Source organism: Micromonospora luteifusca (assembly GCF_016907275.1).
Lineage (GTDB): Bacteria > Actinomycetota > Actinomycetes > Mycobacteriales > Micromonosporaceae > Micromonospora > Micromonospora luteifusca.
On the sequence record NZ_JAFBBP010000001.1, the window covers coordinates 1122869 to 1143245 of the forward strand.

Annotated in this window: 10 protein-coding genes; 7 read left to right on the top strand and 3 right to left on the bottom strand. The window is 70.0% G+C overall.

Annotated elements, in window-relative coordinates; all coding sequences use genetic code 11:
* Positions 1 to 63 precede the first annotated feature (63 nt).
* A complete protein-coding gene (locus JOD64_RS04650; protein ID WP_204941069.1) occupies positions 64 to 1215 on the bottom strand; it encodes an XdhC family protein in 1152 nt (383 codons plus the stop codon).
* Between the two features lie 200 nt (positions 1216 to 1415).
* Here JOD64_RS04650 and JOD64_RS04655 point away from each other — a divergent pair, with 200 nt between their 5' ends.
* From JOD64_RS04655 to JOD64_RS04670, 4 genes are all read left to right on the top strand, one after another.
* Entirely contained in the window at positions 1416 to 1895 is a 480-nt protein-coding gene (locus JOD64_RS04655; RefSeq protein ID WP_204945896.1) for a (2Fe-2S)-binding protein, read from the top strand.
* Positions 1882 to 2877: an FAD binding domain-containing protein gene (locus JOD64_RS04660; protein ID WP_204941070.1), complete on the top strand. Its 996-nt coding sequence runs from the start codon at positions 1882 to 1884 to the stop codon at positions 2875 to 2877. The genes JOD64_RS04655 and JOD64_RS04660 overlap by 14 nt, the downstream gene beginning before the upstream one ends.
* Complete coding sequence (locus tag JOD64_RS04665) at positions 2874 to 5105, top strand: xanthine dehydrogenase family protein molybdopterin-binding subunit (protein WP_204941071.1); 2232 nt, start codon at positions 2874 to 2876, stop codon at positions 5103 to 5105. Before JOD64_RS04660 ends, JOD64_RS04665 begins: the two co-directional genes overlap by 4 nt.
* Positions 5106 to 5406: 301 nt before the next feature.
* Entirely contained in the window at positions 5407 to 6543 is a 1137-nt protein-coding gene (locus JOD64_RS04670; RefSeq protein ID WP_307813236.1) for a lytic polysaccharide monooxygenase, read from the top strand.
* A gap of 85 nt (positions 6544 to 6628) precedes the next feature.
* On the opposite strand, the gene asnB is transcribed toward JOD64_RS04670, so the two are convergent.
* Positions 6629 to 8590, bottom strand: a complete 1962-nt coding sequence (asnB, locus tag JOD64_RS04675) for an asparagine synthase (glutamine-hydrolyzing) (protein WP_204941073.1) — start codon at positions 8588 to 8590, stop codon at positions 6629 to 6631.
* Between the two features lie 133 nt (positions 8591 to 8723).
* Between asnB and JOD64_RS04680 the strand changes: the two genes are divergently transcribed.
* The 3 genes from JOD64_RS04680 to JOD64_RS04690 all read left to right on the top strand — a co-directional run bounded on the left by JOD64_RS04680 (position 8724) and on the right by JOD64_RS04690 (position 14679).
* Entirely contained in the window at positions 8724 to 10205 is a 1482-nt protein-coding gene (locus tag JOD64_RS04680; protein ID WP_204941074.1) for an aminopeptidase P family protein, read from the top strand.
* A gap of 530 nt (positions 10206 to 10735) precedes the next feature.
* On the top strand, positions 10736 to 12709 hold the full coding sequence (locus JOD64_RS04685; protein WP_204941075.1) for a hypothetical protein: 1974 nt from the start codon (positions 10736 to 10738) through the stop codon (positions 12707 to 12709).
* 305 nt (positions 12710 to 13014) lie between these two features.
* Positions 13015 to 14679, top strand: coding sequence for a hypothetical protein (locus tag JOD64_RS04690; RefSeq protein WP_204941076.1), 1665 nt, complete (start codon positions 13015 to 13017; stop codon positions 14677 to 14679).
* Positions 14680 to 14837: 158 nt separating this feature from the next.
* On the opposite strand, the gene pulA is transcribed toward JOD64_RS04690, so the two are convergent.
* Positions 14838 to 20333 carry a pullulanase-type alpha-1,6-glucosidase gene (gene pulA, locus JOD64_RS04695; RefSeq protein ID WP_204941077.1) on the bottom strand — a complete coding sequence of 1832 codons (5496 nt, stop codon included), beginning with the start codon at positions 20331 to 20333 and terminating at the stop codon, positions 14838 to 14840.
* Positions 20334 to 20377: the final 44 nt, after the last annotated feature.

Genomic DNA, 20377 nt, shown 5'->3' on the forward strand with positions numbered 1-20377 from the left:
CGTGGCACCAGGCTGGCACAGCGCGCGGCCCGGTGCGCACCGAAGGCGATGCAACGACGGGCGTTACCCCGGCTGGTGGATCGGCCCGTCGAGTGCCGCCAGCGGGCGACCGCTGCCGCCCCAGCGGGCGGCGACGATCTGCGCGGCCACACTGACCGCGGTCTCCTCGGGTGTACGCCCGCCGAGGTCCAACCCGATCGGGGAGGCGAGCCGAGCGAGTTGCGCCGCGTCGAGCCCCGCCTCGCGCAGCAGTTTGTGCCGCTCGTCGTGGGTGCGCCGTGAGCCCATCGCACCGACGTACGCCAGCGGGTGGCGCAGCGCCAACTCCAGCAACGGCACGTCGAACCTCGGATCGTGGGTGAGCACGCACACCACCGTCCGCCCGTCGACCCGTCCGGCGTCCAACTCCGTCCGCAGGTAGCGGTGCGGCCACTGCACCACCACCTCGTCCGCCTCGGGGAAGCGCCGTGCGGTGGTGAAGACCGGCCGGGCGTCGCAGACGGTGACCCGGTAGCCGAGGAACGCGCCGATCCGGGCCACCGCGGCGGCGAAGTCGATCGCCCCGAAGACGATCATTCGGGGTGGGGTGGCGTACGCGGTCACGAAGAGGCTGACGCCGCCGCCGCGGCGCTGCCCGTGGTACCCGTACCGGAGCATCCCGCTGCGTCCGGCGGCGAGCAGCCCGAGGGCGTCGGCGCTGGCGGCGTCGTCGAGCCGGTCGTCGCCGAGCGAACCGAGCACCTGATTGCCGGTGAGGACCCGCCGCCGGCCCAGCCGTCCCGCCGGGTCGACCGGCACCGCGCCCGGCGGGTCTCCGGCATCGGCCGCGACGCAGGTGACCACCGCCGCCGACCGGCCGGCGCGGCGCGCGGCGGCGACAGCATCCAACTGCGCCAGCGCGTCGGGTTCGATCCGTTCCACGAACACGTCGAGCACCCCGCCGCAGGTCAGGCCCACGGCGTACGCGTCGTCGTCGCTGACGCCGTAGCGGGTCAGCTCGGGTACACCGGTGTGCAGCACGCGGTTGGCCCGGTCGTAGACGTCGGCCTCCACACAGCCGCCGGAGACGCTGCCGGTGACCGTGCCGTCGGCGGCGACCAGCATGGCGGCGCCGGACGGCTGTGGCGCGGACCGCCAGGTATCCACGACGGTGGCCAACGCGACCGCCTCACCGGCCTGGCAGCGTCGGTGCACCTCGTTGAACACGTTCGGCACGCGCTACCCACTTCCGTCCCGTCGGCAGTTTGACCGGGTCCAGCGGTCGGCCCGGACACCCTTCGTGGTAAGCCCACAATTCGCCCTTAAGAGAAGAATATGGTCAGGTGATCGGGAGAGGGGCTGAGCTGGTGAAGTCGTACGAGGCATTGCGTACCGTGCCGAATCCGGACCACGCGGTCGTCCGGGGTCCCAGTGAGGTGGAGGTCCACCTGCAGGTCAACGGGGCGAGCCGGAGGACTCGCATCGAGCCACGGGTCAGCCTGCTCGACGCCCTCCGCGACCGGCTCGAACTGACCGGGACCAAGAAGGGCTGCAACCAGGGCGCCTGCGGCGCGTGCACGGTGTTGGTGGACGGTCGCCGCGTCCTGGCCTGCCTGACCCTGGCGATCACCTGCGAGAACCGCGAGGTGACCACCATCGAGGGGTTGTCCGACGGGGACACCCTGCACCCGATGCAGCAGGCCTTCCTGGACTGCGACGCGTTCCAGTGTGGGTACTGCACCCCCGGGCAGATCCTGTCCGCGGTGGCCCTGCTGGGCGAGGGGCACGCCGGGAACGACACGGAGATCCGGGAGTGGATGAGCGGCAACATCTGCCGCTGCGCGGCGTACCCACACATCCGCGCGGCCATCCGCCGGGTCCGCGACGAGAAGGGTGGCGGCGATGCGGCCCGTTAGCTATTCCCGAGCAACCGATGTCGACACCGCCATCGGCACGGTGAGCGCCGACCCCGAGAGCACCTTCCTCGCCGGCGGCACCACCCAGGTCGACCTGCTGCGCATCTACGTCGAACAGCCGCGCCGTCTGGTCGACATCAACGATCTGCCGCTGAATCGGATCGAGGAACTGCCCGACGGCGGGTTGCGGCTCGGCGGGCTGGCCCGGATGAGCGACGTAGCCGAGGAGCCGGAGCTGGTGCGGCGCTATCCGATGGTCGCCGAGGCGCTGCTGCTGGGCGCCTCCCCGCAGCTGCGCAACATGGCCACCCTCGCGGGGAACCTCATGCAGCGGGTGCGCTGCACCTACTTCCGCGACACCGAGGCGGCCTGCAACAAGCGCGCCCCCGGCACCGGGTGCAGCGCGCTCGACGGCATCAACCGGGGGCACGCGGTGCTCGGCACCAGCGAGCACTGCATCGCCACCCACCCGTCCGACCTGGCCGTGGCGCTGGTCGCGCTGGACGCCGTGGTGCAGACCGAGGGGCCGGGCGACGCGCGGAGCATTCCGATCGACGACTTCTTCCTGCTGCCCGGTCAGACCCCCGAGCGGGAACACCCGCTGGCCCACGGCGAACTCGTGACCGGCATCGACCTGCCACCGACACCGGTGGCGGCCAGGTCCCGGTACATCAAGATCCGCGACCGCGAGTCGTACGAGTTCGCGCTCGCCTCGGTCGCCGTGGCCATGTCGGTCGACGGCGGCCGGATCAGCGAGGTTCGGCTCGCCCTGGGCGGGGTGGCCACCAAACCGTGGCGGGCCCGGGCGGCAGAGCAGGTGCTCGACGGCGCTCCGGCGACGACCGACTCGTTCCGCAGGGCCGCCGAGGCGGAGCTGGCACCGGCGGTGCCGCACGGAATGAACGCCTTCAAGATCGAGTTGGCTCGGCGGACCATCATCCGGGCTCTGGAGCAGATGACGCAGCGGGAGGGGACGACATGAGCCCGGCGATCGGCGGCACGCTCAACCGGGTCGACGGCCGCGCCAAGGTCCGCGGCGACTCCCGCTACTCCGCGGAGGTCCCGGTAACCGGCCTGGTGCACGCGGTGCTGGTCAACGCGACTATAGCCAGCGGCCGGATCAGCGCGATCGACACCGGCGAGGCCGAGCGCGCCGACGGGGTGCTGGCCGTACTCACCCACCGCAACCTCGGGCGGCTCGCCAACGTGCCCAAACTGCTTCCGTCGCTGGCCGGGCTGGCCGCGCCCGGGCAGAGTTTCTTCCCGATGCAGGACGAGACGATCCACTACGCCGGCCAGCCGGTCGCCGTCGTGATCGCCGACACCATCGAGCGCGCCGACCACGCCGGCACGCTCATCAAGATCGAGTACGCTCCCACACCCTCCATCACCCTGCTCGACCAGGCCCGCGACCAGGCGTACGTGCCTGAGAAGATCTTCGGCGGACTGCTGCCCGGGCAAGGGTCCCGTGGCGACGTGGGAAAGGCGCTGGCCGAGGCGGAGGTGTGCGTCGACGCGACGTACCGCTTCGCGCCCAACCACCACAACCCGATCGAGCCGTCGGCCAGCACGGCTGTCTGGGAGGACGTCGACCGGCTGACCATCTACGACTCGACCCAGGGGCCGAACTCGGTCCAGTTGACCGTCGCCGAGCTGCTCGGTCTGCCACCGATCTCGATCCGGGTGGTCAGCCACGCCGTGGGCGGGAGCTTCGGGTCCAAGGCAATGGTCTGGCACCACCCGACGCTGGCCGCGCTGGCCGCGCGACACGTGGGCCGACCGGTGCGGCTGGTACTCACCCGGGAGCAGATGTTCACCTCCTGTGGGCACCGCGAGGAGCAGGAGCAGCGGATCACCGTCGGCGCGGGCGCGGACGGCCGCATCACCGCGCTGCGCCACCACAAGCTGTCGCTCACCTCGCATTTCGACGACTGGGCGGAGCCGTCGTTGCAGAGCCCGGCGGTGGCGTACGTCAGCCCGAACTACGAGGGGATCTACCACCTGGTCCGAGGCAACACCATCACACCCACCTTCACGCGGGCGCCCGGCGAGGCGACCGGCATGTTCGCGTTGGAGTGCGCGATGGACGAGCTGGCGGAGCGGATCGGGATCGACCCGCTGGAGCTGCGGTTGCGCAACTACACGGAGACCGACCCGGAGAGCGGCCACCCGTGGTCCAGCAGCGGGTTGCCCGAGTGCTACCAGCGAGCGGCCGAGCTGTTTGGCTGGCACGAGCGCGACACCCGGCCCCGGCGCGACGGTCAGTGGCTGATCGGCAGCGGCATGGCCAGCGCGCTCTATCCGGTCACCCAGCCGGTGAACCCGCAGCGCGCCCGGGCCCGGCTCTACAACGACGGTACGGCGGTCGTCGAGGCCGGTGTGTCGGAGTTCGGCACCGGCGTCTTCACCGCGATGACCCAGGTCGCCGCGGACGCGCTGGGCCTCCCGGTGGAGCGGGTACGGTTCGTCGGCGGCAGCAGTGACCTGCCGAACGTCACCGCCGCCGTGGGTTCCGCCGGCACCAGCGCGGTCGGCTCCGCCGTACACCTCGCGGCGACCCAGCTGCGCGATGAGCTGATCGGGCGCGCGGTGGCCGACGCCCACTCGCCGTTGCATGGCGCCGATCCCGGCACGGTGGTGGTCCAGGACGGTCGGATGGTGCGGCGTGACCGGCCGGACGTCGGCGAGACCTACGCCGACCTGCTGCACCGCAGCATGATCCCGGACGCGGAGGTGCTCAGCTCCTGGACGCCGCCACCGCAGGACGCCGGGTACGGGGTGCACACCTTCGGCGCGCAGATGGCCGAGGTGGCGGTCGACGCCGACCTCGGGGTGGTGCGGGTACGCCGCATGGTCGGGGTGTTCGCACCCGGCCGGGTGCTCAACCGCAAGACCGCGCACAGCCAACTGATGGGCGGCATGCTCTGGGGGCTCAGCCAGGCGCTGTTGGAGTCCACCAGGATGGATCCGCGGCTGGGCCGCTGGGCCAACGCCAGCCTCGGCGACTACCTGGTGGCGGTCAACGCGGACGCCCCCGACGTGGTGGTGGACACCATCGAGGTGCACGACGAGGTGGTGAACCCGCTCGGGATGAAGGGCGTCGGGGAGATCGGCGTGGTGGGCGCGGCCGCCGCGATCGCCAACGCCGTGTACCACGCCACCGGACGCCGGCAGTACGAGCTGCCGATCATGCTGGAGAAGCTGCTCTGAGGGCGACCGACGCCGGTCTCTCACATCGAGGAACACCTATTGCGCTCGACCCGGGCGGCATGGTGGGATGACGCGTACCGGGCGGTGCGAGGGCTGCGGCGCCGCCGGTTGCCGGGTTCGTCAGACGCGAGGGCGCCGGTCCGTGACAGGACCGTCGATGGCGCTCGTCCACCGGCCGTTTCCCGCCGGGGCACGTCGCCGTGATCGTCGCACCGCTGACGTCAGCGGGGCGATCAGGCCACAACCCACCCGATTGCGGCGGGGCGGCTCGAGCAGCGCGCCTCGCGAGTCAGGAGAACCCGTGAACCGTTCCCGTACGGCCGCGTTGCTCATCGCGGCCGTGACCTTCGCACTGGGCGCTGTCGCCCTGGCGTCCAGTCCCCAGCCGGCCGCCGCGCATGGTGCGGCGATGACCCCGGGCAGCCGTACCTACCTGTGCTGGCAGGACGGCCGCAGCCAGACCGGTGAGATCAGGCCGAACAATCCCGCGTGCTCCGCCGCGGTGGCGCAGAGCGGGGCGAACTCGCTCTACAACTGGTTCAGCGTGCTGCGGTCCGACGCTGGCGGCCGGACCACCGGCTTCATCCCGGACGGGCAACTGTGCAGCGGCGGCAACTCCGGTTACCGCGGCTACGACCTGCCCCGCACCGACTGGCCGCTGACCCACCTGACCGCCGGGGCGCGGTTGGACTTCAAGTACAGCAACTGGGCGCACCACCCGGGCACGTTCTACTTCTACGTGACCAAGAACAGTTGGAGCCCGACCCGGGCGCTGGCGTGGAGTGACCTCGAGGAGCCGTTCCTGACGGTGACCAACCCGCCGCAGCGCGGCGCGGTCGGCACCAACGACGGTCACTACTACTTCAGCGGCAACCTGCCGTCGGGCAAGAGTGGCCGGCACATCATCTACTCCCGCTGGGTGCGCTCGGATTCGCAGGAGAACTTCTTCGGCTGCTCCGACGTGACCTTCGACGGCGGCAACGGTCAGGTGACCGGGGTGGGTCCGGGCACGGGTTCGCCGTCGCCCGACCCGACCACGCCGCCGCCGAACCCCACCACCCCGCCGCCGAACCCGACCACCCCGCCGCCCAACCCGACCACCCCGCCGCCCAACCCGACCACGCCAGCGCCGGGCGGTGACTGCATGGCGGTCTACAAGGTGAGCAGCGCCTGGCAGGGTGGCTTCCAGGGCGAGGTCACGATCATGAACCACGGCAGTACGCCGTTCTCCGGCTGGACCGCGAGTTGGGCCTGGCCCAACGGGCAGTCGATCAGTCAGATCTGGGGGGCCACGCAGACGTCGTCCGGCTCGTCGGTGACGGCGACGAACGTCGCCTACAACGGCACAGTCGCACCGGAAGGCACCACGACGTTCGGCTTCCTGGCCAGCACCACAGGAACGAACGGCCTCCCCACAGTCACCTGCGCCCGCCGCTAACCACCCCCTAATGATCAAGAGGTTTGCGTCACCGGAACGGCTCCGGATGACGCAAACCTCTTGATCAACAGGGTCGGGCTGGGGGTCAGCGGACCATGGAGCCGACCACCGGCTTCGTGAGCAGGGCGGACTGGTTGCGCTGGATGCCCGGGTCGAGGGTCTTCGCCACGAAGATGGCGTGCCAGATGCAGAAGATCAACACCGTCCACACCTTGCGGGAGTGGTCGGCCTCCTCCCGCTTGTGCTCGTCGAGCAGCCGCAGCGCGTACGACAGGTCGAGCAGGTCGCCCGCACCCGAGGTGCTCAGCACGTGCCGGGCCCACTCGTACATCTCGCCGCGCAACCAGACCCGGGTGGGGGTCGGGAAGCCCAGCTTCTTGCGGTTGACGATGGCCGGCGGCACGACACCCTGCAATGCCTGGCGCATCGCGTACTTCGTGGCGTCGGAGCGCGGCGGCAGCTTCAAATCGACCGGGATCTTCGCCGCGACGTCGAAGACCGCACGGTCGAGGAACGGCACCCGCACCTCCAGTGAGTGCGACATCGAGATCCGGTCGGCCTTGACCAGGATGTCGCCCCGCAGCCACGTGTAGAGGTCGACGTACTGCATCTTGGTGACGTCGTCCAGCTCGGTGCACTCGGCGTAGATCGGGGCGGTGACGTCGGTGTAGCGCACCGAGGGGTCGTAGCGCCGCATCAGGCGCTGCTTCTCCTCCTCGGTGAACATCCGGGCGTTGCCGTAGTAGCGCTCCTCGATCGGGGTGGTGCCGCGCTCCAGGAAGCTCTTGCCCTTGACCCCCTGCGGGATCGCCTTGGAGACCGCGCGCAGGCCCTTCTGCACCCCGCCGGGCAGACCGTTGACGGTCCCCAGCGACAGCGGCTCCCGGTAGATGGTGTAGCCGCCGAAGAACTCGTCGGCGCCCTCACCGGAGAGCACCACCGTGACGTGCTCGGCGGCCTTCTTGGCCACGAAGTAGAGCGGCACCAGCGCCGGGTCGGCCACCGGGTCGTCCAGGTGCCAGACGATCTTCGGCAGCGCGTCGATCATGTCCTGCGGACCGATCTTGGTGGGGATGGTGGTGACGTCCAGGTGCCGGGCCGACTCCTGGGCGACGTCGATCTCCGAGTACCCCGGTACGTCGTAGCCGACAGTGAACGTGAGGATGTTCGGGTTGAACTCCCGGGCCAGCGCCACCACCGCGGTGGAGTCGATGCCGCTGGACAGGAACGAGCCGACCGGGACGTCGGAGCGCATGTGCATGCGCACGCTCTCCCGCAGCGTCTCCCGGATCTCGTGGTACAGCTTCTGCTCGTCGTCGACCGGTGCCGGCCGGAACACCGGCCGGTACCACCGCCGTACGTCGATCCGCCCGCCCGGGGTCCAGTTCAGGTACTCCCCGGAGCCGATCCGGCTGATGCCCTTGTGCAGCGTGCCGGGCTCGGGAACGTACTGCAGGGTCAGGTAGTGACTCAGGTTGGCCGTGTCGACGCCCGCGTCGCCCTGGTAGTTGCTGTGCGCGAACGGCAGCAGCGCCTTCTTCTCCGACGCCAGGTAGAGGCCGTCGGCGGTCTCCAGGTAGTGCATCGGCTTGATGCCGAAGTAGTCGCGGGCACCGAACGCGCGCCGCTCCTGCCGGTCCCAGATGACGAAGGCGAACATGCCCCGCAGCCGGGTGAGCACCTGCTCGCCCCAGAAGTGGTAGCCCGCGACGATCACCTCACCGTCACCGGCGGTGGCGAACTGGGCGCCGAAGTCCCTGATCAACTCCTCGCGCAGCTCGATGTAGTTGTAGATCTCACCATTGAAGGTGAGCAGGTAACGGCCGTTCGCGTAGGGCAGCGGCTCGTGGCTCGACGCGACGTCGATGATCGCCAGCCGCTTGTGGGCGAACACGCCGTCCGCGTACCGGCCGGAGGCGTCGCCGACCACCTCGACCCCGGTCTCGTCGGGGCCGCGGTGGTGCAGGCATTCCAACGCTCCGGCGATGTGGTCGCGGTGCGCGGCGGCGTTGCCGTTCGCGCTGAAGAAGGCCAGAAGTCCGCACATGGTGGTCATCTTCCCACGCGTGTTGTCGGCCCGTCGCAGCCGTCCGTCGATCCGCCTGCCTGCCAGCGGGCGTAACCGCGAACCGGGCGCGCGGTACCGTCGGGACCAGCAACGAAGCGGAGGGAGCGGCGCAATGACCGAGGGACGCACCGACGGTACGCCGACGGACGGTACGGAATCGCACGATCCGGACTTTCCGGAGGCTTTCCTGTCGTTCATGCGGCACGGCTGGCGCGACACCGCGCTCCCCGTGGCGCCCCGGCCGGAGACGCCCAACTACGCCAAGCGGCGGGCGGCGCTCTCGGCGGCGTTCCCCGGCGAGACACTGGTGATCCCCACCGGCACCGACAAGGTCCGGGCCAACGACACCGACTACCCGTTCCGGCCGGGCAGTGACTTCGCCTACCTGACCGGCGACCACGACGCGGACAGCGTGCTGGTGCTGCGCCCGAACGGCTCAGGGCACGACGCGACGCTGTACATGCGGCCCCGCTCGTCCCGGGAGACCGACGAGTTCTTCCGCAGCCGCAACGGCGAGCTGTGGGTGGGCCGGCGGCACACGCTCAGTGAGAAGTCGACCGAGCTGGGCCTGCCCACCGCCGACCTGACCGGCCTGGAGGCGACCCTCGCCGACCTGGCACCGGGGCGTACCCGGGTGCTGCGCGGGTTCGACGCCCAGGTGGACGCGGCCGTCCGCCCGTACGACGGTGCCCGCACCGAGGGTAAGCCGGCCCGGGACCGGGAGCTGGCGATCGCCATCTCGGAGATGAAGCTGGTCAAGGACGAGTGGGAGATCGGCCAACTCCAGGACGCGATCGACGCCACCGTACGCGGCTTCGAGGACGTGGCTCGGATCCTGCCGGCGGACCGCGCCGTCTCGGAGCGGCTGCTGGAGGGTGTCTTCGCGCTCCGGGCCCGGCACGACGGCAACGACGTCGGCTACAGCTCGATCGTCGGCGCCGGCGAGCACGCCACGATCCTGCACTGGATCCACAACCACGGCGCCACCCGACCGGGTGACCTGCTGCTCATGGACATGGGCGTCGAGGGCCGCAACCTCTACACCGCCGACGTGACCCGGGTGGTGCCGGTGAACGGCCGGTTCACCGCTCTGCAGCGCCAGGTCTACGACATCGTCTACGCCTCACAGCAGGCCGGCATCGAGGCCATCCGGCCGGGTGTGAAGTTCAAGGACGTCCACCTGACCTGCATGCGGGTGCTCGCCGAGGGCCTGGCCGACCTGGGCCTGCTGCCGGTGAGTGTCGACGAGGCGATGGACGAGAAGTCGACGGTCTACCGGCGGTGGACGCTGCACGGCTTCGGCCACATGCTCGGCATCGACGTGCACGACTGCTCGAACGCCCGCAAGGAGACGTACCGCGACGGCGCCCTGGGCGAGGGCTACGTGCTCACCGTCGAGCCGGGTCTGTACTTCCAGCCGGAGGACGAGCTGGTCCCCGCCGAGCTGCGCGGCGTCGGCATCCGGATCGAGGACGACGTGCTGGTCACCGCGACTGGCGCGGTGAACATGTCGGCCGGGCTGCCGCGCACCTCCGACGAGGTGGAGACCTGGCTGGCCGAGCAGCGCGAGGCAGGCCCCCGCCTGCCTTGCTGACACCTGAACGAACGGCGACTACCGCCGGCGAGGCCCTGGTCAGCGTGCTGCGACGCGTCGACCGGGGCCTCGCTGGCGTGTGCCCCTCGACCGCCCCTCACGGGTCCGCGTGCCCGGTCCACGGCGGCGCGCCGGCCCGATAGCCGGGCATTCTCCCCGTCAAGACCATGATCGACACCACATCGGCGATACAGGGGTATCAATCGCCCCGGATACCCCAATGTCGGCGATCTGGAGTGGATCATTTCGGCACGGCCAGGCTACGGCCGCGCCGTCCGAACCCCGGGTAGCGAGGCCTCCCGCTAGGGCATCCGTCGGTGTTTGTGCTGCCTGCACCCCTTTCCGCCAACCCGGACGCGTTGCGCTTCCTAAGCTCAGCTGAGCCGAATGCGTGGTTATCTCAGATACGTCCGCATCGCGAAGATGGTTCTCATACGGTGGGGATCAGAGGCTGCAACCCATTTGTAGCTGGTCGTGGCGCCTCGGGCGGTGCGGCCCCGTCTGGTAGCAGGAAAGGGCGGAAGGCTCTGATGTCCAACGACGTAACGAGTACCGACGGCGGGGCCTCGACAGCTCCGCCAACACGACGACGGCGAGCGCTCTGGGTCGCCGGCGTCGCCGGGCTGACCGGCGTGGTCGGTCTGGCCGCCCTGGGCGGAGTGGCCGCCCGGGACGACAAGCCCACCTCCAGCCGCGCGTCCGACGCGCAGCCGTCGACCAACCGGCAGAACGTCAGCGACGCCGGAGGCGCGGACGACGGTGCCAAGAAAGACGGCGCCAAGGAGGACGGTGGCCCGGAAGACGAGTGGAGCGGCGACGACTGGAGTGGTTTCGACGACCGGTCCGGCAAGAACGACCAGGCCAAGAAGAACGACCAGGCCAAGAAGGACGAGAAGGACAAGAAGGACGAGAAGGACCGCACCAAGCAGGTCCCGTGCGACACCGACAAGCTGATCCAGGCCATCGTGTTCGCCAACAACGAGCACGGCGGTGTGCTGGAGCTGGCCAAGGGCTGCACCTACAACCTGACCCGCAACGACTACCAGGGCAACGGCCTACCGGTGATCACCGAGCGGATCACGCTCAAGGGCGAGCACACCACCATCGGCCGCGACGCCACCGCCGACTACTTCCGGATCCTCAACGTCGGCCCCGGCGGGCACCTCACCCTGAAGGGCCTGAGCATCAAGGGTGGCCAGACCCTTCGGCAAGGGATGACCGCCGACCCGGCGACGGTCTGGGCGCCGTATTCGGCACTGGTCCGCTCGACTGCGGCCGACACGGCAGCCAAGCCGGACGTCCCGGAAGCGCCCGGGGGCAAGCCAGGCACAACGCCCGGTTCGGGCCCGGCGGCAGCAGCCAAGCCAGCGGCGGCGGCGGCCACCACAGCGGCCAAGCCAGCGGCAGCGGCAGCGGCCAAGCCCGCGACACCGGCAGCCACACCCGCGGCAGGAACGGCAGCAGCCAAGCCCACGGCAGCCAAGGTTCCGGCGGCAGCCACCAAGGCCACCGCCACCGCGGCAGAGACCAAGGCCACGACGGCGGCAGGGACCAAGGCCGCCACGACGGCGGCGAAGCCCGTGGTCGTGGTGGCGAAGCCGGCTGCGGCCGGACCTGCGGTGCCGCTGGTCGAGCAGCCCGGGTTCACCGACGGTGCCGGGGTGCTGGTGCAGCCCGGTGGTCGCGCGGAGATCCTGGACAGCGAGCTGCTCTACAACCAGTCCGGCGGCAACGGCGGCGGGCTGGCCAACTTCGGCAGCACCAGGCTCAGTAAGACGACAGTGGCGCACAACACCGCCTTCTTCTTCGGCGGCGGCATCTTCAATGCCGGGTTGCTCCAGGTCGACGAGTCGAAGGTCAAGGACAACAACGGGATCATCGGCGGTGGCGGCATCTCCAACGGCGCCGCCGAGATCTTCACCGATGACGTCGACGGCGGCTCGGTCTGGGTCTACAAGAGCGAGATCACCGAGAACAAGACGCTCGGCTTCGGCGGCGGCGTCCTGGATGTCGAGGGCACCACGACGTTGCACGAGACGAAGGTCAGCGACAACACGGCGCTGCTCGCCGGCGGCGGCGTCGCGGTGGCCGACAGCCAGCTCACCCTCAAGCAGGCCACGGTGTCGAAGAACAGCACCGCTGGCGTGGGCGGCGGTGTGGCGGTCGCATTCGACAGCGCCGCGACGATCGAGAACAGCAAGATCAACGACAACACCGCGGGGTTCTTCGGCGCCGGCCTCTTCAACGAGGACAGCGTCACCACGCTGCGCGACAGCGAGGTGGCGGGCAACCGGGCCGTCGGTCGGTTCGGCAGCGGCGGCGGCATCTACAACACGGACGGTGGCGAGATCACCCTCCACCGGACGAAGGTGACGTACAACTTCGCCACCCGGCCGCCCGGTGGCATCTCCAACGGACTCTTCAGCGTGGTGAGACTGGACGACGAGTCTGAGGTGTCCGCCAACCGCCCCACGAACTGCCTGAACGTTCCCGGCTGCTTCTGACCGGAACGGGGTGGCTGATCCACATAGAGGGTGCGTCCCTTCGAGCCGGTCGCGGCGCGGAGGGACGCACCCGTTTTGGCAGCTCAAGGGGGGTCGACGCCCGCATTGGGCGGCACTGGCCCTGGCGGGGTGTCCCGGCCCGTCCGGATGGGACATGAACCGAATGCGGGGTTCTTTCGGATAAGCCCGCGAGGCGAGGATCCTTCTCATACGGTGGTTTTGGGAGCTACAACCGATTTGTAGCAGGGGACGTCCGTCTGACGGCGGCGACCCTGTCTGGTACGAGGAGAGGGCAGAGAGCTCCGATGTCCAACTACCTAACGAACAACGAAGCCTCCGGGCGGGCGACGGCCAAGCGCCGCCGCAAGCTCTGGCTCGCCAGTGGCGTGGCCGGTTTGACGGGCGTGATCAGTCTCGCGGCGGTGGGCGTCGCGGGCAGCGCCGGAGCGGTCGGCCTGAACTGGAACACCGCGCAGGTCACCAAGGACGGCGACCAGCGGGGTGACGAAGGACGCGACTGGGACAAGGACAAGGGCGAGGACCGGAACAAGGACAGGGACAGGGACAAGGACAAGGACAAGGACCACGAGCGCGGAAAGGAGGTGCCCTGCGACACCGACAAGCTGATCCAGGCGATCGTGTTCGCCAACAACAAGCACGGCGGTGTGCTGGAGCTGGCCAAGGGCTGCACCTACAACCTGACCCGCAACGACTACCAGGGCAACGGCCTACCGGTGATCACCGAGCACATCACGCTCAAGGGTGAGCACACGACGATCGCTCGGGAAGCCACGGCGGACTACTTCCGCATCCTCAACGTCGGCGCCGGTGGCCACCTCACCATCAAGGGCCTGACCATCAAGGGTGGGCAGACCCTCGAGCTGTACAACAGCGTCGAGCCGGCCGCCGTCTGGGCGGCCTACTCGGACTCTGAGGCGCTCGCGGCCCAGGTGAAGGCGGGCGTTCCGCTGAACGAGGCGCTCGCCGCCCGTCAGGCCAACCCGAAGGCGGGCCTGAAGGCGGCGCCGAAGGTCGCGCCGAAGGCCGCGCCGACCGCTCAGGCGGGCGTCGTCACGCCGCTCGTCGAGTACCCGGACGACACCGACGGCGCGGGCATCCTGGTCCAGCCGGGCGGCACCGCCGAGATCCTCGAGTCCGAGGTCGTCCTCAACCAGTCGGGCAGCAACGGCGGTGGCGTGGCCAACTTCGGCACCACGAAGATCTGGCACAGCACCGTCACCCGTAACACCGCCTTCTTCTTCGGCGGCGGTGTCTTCAACGCCGGCCTGCTCAAGGTCGAGGAGTCGAAGATCACGGACAACGTGGGCATCATCGGTGGTGGCGGTATCTCCAACGGCGCCGCGGAGATCTTCACCGACGACGTCGACGGCGGAACGGTCGAGCTCAAGAAGGCCGAGATCACCGACAACAAGACGCTGGGCTTCGGCGGTGGCTACCTCGACATCGAGGGCAACACCACCGCGTACGAGACCAAGTTCGCCTCGAACAGCGCGCTCCTCGCCGGCGGTGGTCTGGCGGCGGCGGACAGCCAGCTGAACCTGCACCAGGTCACGATCGAGAAGAACAGCACCGCCGGTGTCGGTGGCGGTGTGGCCATCGCCTTCGACAGCGCGGTCACGTTCGAGAAGAGCAGCATCAAGGACAACACCGCCGGCTTCTTCGGCGGCGGGCTCTTCAACGTCGGCAGCGTCACCACGCTGCGCGACAGCGAGGTCGTCGGCAACCGGGCCCTGGGCCCGATCGGGGTCGGCGGCGGCATCTTCAACATCTTCGGAGAGGTCAACCTGCTGAAGACGAAGGTCGCCCACAACTTCTCCACCTTCGCGCCGGGCGGCGTCTTCAGCTTCTACGGAGAGGTGAACGTGGACGACAAGTCCGCGATCACCGCGAACCGCCCGACCAACTGCCTGGCCATCCCGGGCGGGACCATCGAGAACTGCTTCGCCTGATCACCCATCGGGTGACGGTGACACAGCACCCTCCGGGTGACGGTGGCACAGCACCCTCCGGGTGACGGTGGCACAGCACCCTCCGGGTGACGGTGACACAACGGCAGCAGACCGGGACCGGCCCCCTTCCGCACGACGCGGAAGGGGGCCGGTTCATGTCACTTCTGGACGAAGACCGCCACGCTGCGCGCCGGGACGGTGAACGTGCCCGCCGCCCGGTCGATCGAGGCCGTACGCAGCACCGGGTCGGCCGAGTCGACCAGCACCGGGTGCAGTGCCACGTCCGCACCGCGCAGACCGGTCAGCGTCTGCTTCGCCGTCTGCGGGGTGCTGTTGAAGACGACGGTCACCGACTTCCACGGCCCGCCCAGCCCACGGGCGTCCAGGGTCATGGTCAGTACGCCCGGCGTCTCCTGTGCCCCGGACAGGGGGAACGTCACCCGCTGCTGTACCTGCTCGGCGGTGGCCAGCCCGAACACCGGCGACGACGCCCGGATGCGCAGCAACTCCGCGTACCGGGCGTCGGTGGTGTTGATCGCCGCGCAGTTCGGCACCAGCGCCGGGTCCGCCAGCAGGGGCGACGCGTACGACCACTTGTCCTCGTTGTCAGGCGCGGGCGGCAGGCCGGCGCCGAACCCGTTGCCCTGTGCGCAGTTCCAGCGGATCTGGTTGAACCAGTCACCGGAGTTGAACGAGTTGCGGTCCAGCGACTTCGACCGCAGCCGTTCGGTGCCGGCGGTGACGAACCCGGTGCCCTGTCCCAGCACCACCGTGCCCAGCGCCAGCACCTGCATCCGGGAACGGTCCGCCGCCGTGGTGGCCTGCGGCAGCTTGTACGCCAGCGCGTCGTACAGGATCTCGTTGTCGTGCGCGTCGACGTAGGTGACGGCCTCCCCCGGCGCCGCGGTGTAACCGGCCGGGGAGCCGTTGTAGTCCACCTGCGCTCCGGTGACCTGCTGTCCGGTGGTGTCGGTGAAGCGGTACCCGCGCAGGTTACCGGTCAGACCCACCTTGATCAGGTCGTGGGCGTGCAGCAGCCGGACCTTCTGCTCGGCCGGTGACCCGTTGACCACGTCACCGTTCGGGTCGGTGTAGAGCCCGGAGGCGAAACCCTGCACCCGCGGGTTCGCGTCGAATGGTCCACCGCCGCGCACCGCGTCGCGCAGCCGGTCGTTGAACGTGCCGATGCCGGTGCCGGCCATGTTGGCCTGGGTGGCCTGGACGAACCGGGCGTCGTCGGCGACCTCGCCGAAGTTCCAGCCCTCGCCGTAGAGCATGATCGCCTTGCCGTCCACGCCGTCACGGGCGACGGTCAACCGGTCCAGTGCCCTGCGGACGGCCAGGATGTTGGCCTTCGGGTGGTGACCCATCAGGTCGAACCGGAATCCGTCCACTTTGTACTGTCGAGCCCAGGTGACCAGCGAGTCGACGACGAGTTTGCCCATCATGGCGTGCTCGGGCGCGGTGTTGGCGCAGCAGGTGGAGTTGGCTACCGTGCCGTCTTCCAGCAGCCGGTGGTAGTAGCCGGGCACGATCTGGTCGAGCACGGACTTCGCGTCGGTGCCGGCCGCCGATGTGTGGTTGTAGACCACGTCCATGACGACCCGCAGACCCGCGTCGTTCACCCCGGCAACCATCCGGCGGAACTCGGTGGTCCGCGCCGCGCCGACCGGGTCGACGGCGTAGCCGCCCTCCGGCACGGTGTAGTGCAACGGGTCGTACCCCCAGTTGTAGCCGTCGGTTTCGGCGACGACGGCCACACACTTTTGCTGCTCCGCGGAGTCCGGCGGGAGCGCCGCCAGGTCGCAGGCCGGCTGGCGCTGGTCGGCCCGCTTCTCCGGGATCGTCGCGAAGTCGAACGCCGGCAGCAGGTGCAGGTGGGTGACACCGGCGTCGCCGAGCGCCTTCAGGTGGGTCATGCCGGCGGTCTTCGGGTCGGTGAAGGCGAGGAACGTCCCTCGCCGCTCGGCCGGCACGGTGTCGTCGGCGATGGAGAAGTCCCGTACCGACAGCTCGGTGATCTGCGCCTTCGCCGGGGGCACCGGCGCCGGTTTGCGTCTCGTCCGCCAGCCCGCCGGGGCCAGTGCCGGGTCGTTCAGGTCGATCAGCTGGCTGTGCGTGGAGTCCGCCGCCAGGGCCACCGAGTACGGATCGGTCACCGACGCGGTGACCATCTTCTGCGTCGCCGGTTGCCAGGCCTGCACCTGGTACCGGTAGTACTTCCCGACCCAGGTGGAGTTGCCGCGCGCCGACCAGACACCGGTGCGGTCGTCGCGGCGCATCGGCACCGTTCTGGGCTGGGCGGTGGGTGAGTCGAACAGTTGCAGCGTCACCGTCCGGGCGGTCGGCGCCCACAGCGCGACGTTCGGCGTCCGACCCGCGAACGTCGGCCCGAGGGTCGCGTCGGAGGCCCGGGAGTACACGTCGTCGAGCACGCCGGGGATCTGCACGCCGGTCGCGGCGAGCAGATCCCCGGCGGCGTCGCGTTCGGTGACCAGCAGTTGCCCCCGCAGCGCCGCCGGGACCGCGGCAAGGTCCGCCCGGTCCAGGGTGAAGCTACGGTACGACCACAGGTGCGGAAACGCGGAGCGCTGGGCCTCGGTGAGCCCGTTACGCTGCGCCCGCAACGGCAACGAGGTGTACGTCCCGGTCAGCTCACCGTCGACCACGCTGACCCCGCCGGTGGGTGCGGTGATCAGCGCGTACGTCTTGCCGTCGGTCGGCGGAGTCTGCCAGGCCACGGTGGACCGGTCGATCCAGTGCGCCTTCTGCTTGCTGATGTCGGTGTCCCTGCTGGCGCTGGTCACGGTCGACGGCAGCAACCGGCCCGGCGTGGCGGCGAGCAGCCACACCTCGCGTCCCGCGCTGGTGAAGTCGAGCCGCTGGTCGTCGGGCAGGTCCTTGGTGTCGCCCTGGTGGATGATGTAGTTCAGCCCGGTGGCACCAGCCGCCAACCCCACCCGGAACACCGCCCCGAACGCGTCGGTCGAGGTCGGCTTCAACGGGCTGGACCACTCCGTCGGGTTGGCCGCGCCGTCCCACAGGTGCAGACCCCAGCCGTCGTAGTTGCCGTCGGCCCGCCGGTAGTGGATCACGGCGGTGCCCTCCTCGGCCGGCGGGTCCGGTTCACCGGTGGCCGCCTGCCGGCTCGGGTAGATCGCCGGGTCGCCCTGCTTGAGCCAGACCTCTCCGGTGGACGTCACGTCGATGCTGCGGTCCTGCGCGACGTCCTTGGTGCCGCCCGCGTCGACCACGAGGAAGCTCACCGACTTCGCGCCCGGCTTGAGCTTCACCCACGCGAACCGGCCGTAGGAGTCCTCCCCGGCGAACGGCTGACCCTTGGGAAACTCGGTGACGTACGCCGGGTCGATGTCACCCCAGGCGTACAACCCCCAGTCGTCGTACCCACCGGCGGGGCGCTGGTAGTGCACCACCGCCCACTCTCGGGACTGACCCTGCGGCGGCGTACCCACGACGGCGGTGGACCGGGCCGTCGCGGTGCGGCCCCGGCCGTCGCGGACCACCGCCTTGTACTCGACCCGGGTGCCGCCGGCCAGCCCGGTCAGGTCGTGCTGCACCGTGTACGGCGCGTGGTCGGCGCTGCCGAGCAACGTCCACCGGCCGCCCGCGACCCGGGCGGCGACGGTGACCGTAGCGAGGGGGTCACCGGTCACCTGGGCGGTGACCGCGGCCCGGGTGGCGACCGGCGTGTTCGGGGCGGGGGCGGTGATGGTGATGCGCGGCGCTCCGGCCGGGCGTGCGATGGGGGTGCCGGCCCGGTACACCACCGCCGACAGCGGCGCCACGGTCAGCGTCAGCTTCCCGTCGGCGCCGGCCTGTTCGTCACCTGTGCCGCCGTAGATGCCGGTGAAGGTGGCGCCGGCCGACCAGGTGTCCACGGTGACAGTCTGCGCGGTGTCGGCGTTGTTCGCGGCCACCACGTACTCGGTGCGGTCGGCGGGGGCGATCCGGGAGGCGGCGAAGACGCCCGGCCCGTCGGCGGCGTACCGGGTGACCTGCACGCCGTCGCGCAGCGCCGGGTGGGCCTGGCGCAGCCGGCCCAGCTCGGCGATGGTCCGGTACAGCGGGTGGCTGGTGTCGAACTGGTCGCTGGCGTGGGTGCGGTCGGTGCCGAGCAGGTCGTCGTCGAGGTAGTCGGGAACCTTCGACCCGAACATGTCCTGCCGGGCGTCCTTGTCCCCGCCCGGGCCGGTGAAGCCCTGCTCGTCGCCGGAGTAGACGACCGGCTGGCCACGCGTGAGGAACATCAGTTGGTGCGCGAGCTGGTCGCGGCGCAGGTGGCTGGTCGGGTCGGTGCCACCGGCGGCGACGAACGAACCGATCCGGCCCATGTCGTGGTTGCCGAGGAAGGTGGTCAGTCGACCGGCGTCGGTGTCCCGGGCGGAGTAGAGGTCGTCGCGGGCGTACACGTCGGCGAGCGCCTTCGCCGAGCCGGCACCGGCGGTGTACCCGCGCGCGGCCTCCTGGAAGGCGAAGTCGAGGGTCGCCGGCAGGCCACCCTGCCGGACGTAGCTGGAGCTGATCTCCGGATCGGCGCTGTACACCTCGCCGAACATGAAGAAGTCCTTCTTGCCGGCCTTCTCGGCGGCCCGCTCGATGCCCTGGCTGAACTGCGGCCAGAAGTCCATGTTGACGTGCTTCACGGTGTCCAACCGGAACCCGTCGACGCCGGTCGCGCCGATCCAGTCCCCGTACGCCTTGGTCAGCCCCTGGACCACCTCGGGGCGCTCGGTCCACAGGTCGTCGAGACCGAAGAAATCGCCGTACTCGCTGTTCTCGCCGGCAAAGGTGGAGTCACCCCGGTTGTGGTACATGGTGGCGTCGTTCAGCCAGGCCGGGACCTTGACGCTCGCGTCCTTCGGCTCGGCGAACGTCGGCGTGTACGGGAACGACTCGTTGTCGACCAGCGGGAACACGCGGCTGCCGTCGGCGTAGTTACGGTCCTCGAACGCCCGCCCCTGCGCGTCGGTGTAGGGCGAGGTCGCCTTGTCCACGTACGCGTACTTGTCCTCGGCGTACTTGATGACGTCGGCGGTGTGGTTGACGATCACATCGAGGTAGATCTTGATGCCGCGCCGGTGGGCGAGCGTGACCAGCCTCTTCATTTCCTCGTTGGTGCCGAAGTGCGGATCCACCTGGGTGAAGTCGGTGATCCAGTAGCCGTGGTAGCCGGCCGAAATGTCGTTGCCGGCACCCTGCACCGGCCGGTTCTTGAAGACCGGGGCGAGCCAGATAGCCGTGGTGCCCATGCCCTGGATGTAGTCCAGCTTGTCGATGACGCCCTTGAGGTCGCCGCCGTGGTAGAAGCCCTTGTCGGTGGGGTCGAGTCCGGTCCGCAGCCGGTCACCGGTGAGACCGCCCAGGTCGTTGCGGGGGTCACCGTTGGCGAACCGGTCCGGCAGGACGAAGTAGAACTGCTCGGCCTGCGCGGAGTTGCCGCCCGCCTTCAGCAGCGCCTCGGCGGTGGGTTCGTCGCGCCACTGGGCGGCGCCGCCGACGGCGAGGGGGGCACCGCCGGACGACCGGGGAGCCGCGGCGGCGGAATGCGCGGCGACCGGAGTGCCGCCGAGCGTGAGAGTGAGCAGGGAGACGAGGGTCAGCAAAGCGGTGCGCGGTATCGGCGGGGGTTTCATCGACGCCTTCCTCTGGTCGCTGATTGGCCGCACGCTAACCCTTG

Excerpts from the sequence above, each read along its gene's own strand:
- JOD64_RS04660 (WP_204941070.1), top strand. The coding sequence starts at position 1,882 with ATGCGGCCCGTTAGCTATTCCCGAGCAACCGATGTCGACACCGCCATC.
- JOD64_RS04665 (WP_204941071.1), top strand. The coding sequence starts at position 2,874 with ATGAGCCCGGCGATCGGCGGCACGCTCAACCGGGTCGACGGCCGCGCC.
- asnB (WP_204941073.1), bottom strand. The coding sequence starts at position 8,590 with ATGTGCGGACTTCTGGCCTTCTTCAGCGCGAACGGCAACGCCGCCGCG.
- JOD64_RS04680 (WP_204941074.1), top strand. The coding sequence starts at position 8,724 with ATGACCGAGGGACGCACCGACGGTACGCCGACGGACGGTACGGAATCG.
- JOD64_RS04685 (WP_204941075.1), top strand. The coding sequence starts at position 10,736 with ATGTCCAACGACGTAACGAGTACCGACGGCGGGGCCTCGACAGCTCCG.
- JOD64_RS04690 (WP_204941076.1), top strand. The coding sequence starts at position 13,015 with ATGTCCAACTACCTAACGAACAACGAAGCCTCCGGGCGGGCGACGGCC.
- pulA (WP_204941077.1), bottom strand. The coding sequence starts at position 20,333 with ATGAAACCCCCGCCGATACCGCGCACCGCTTTGCTGACCCTCGTCTCC.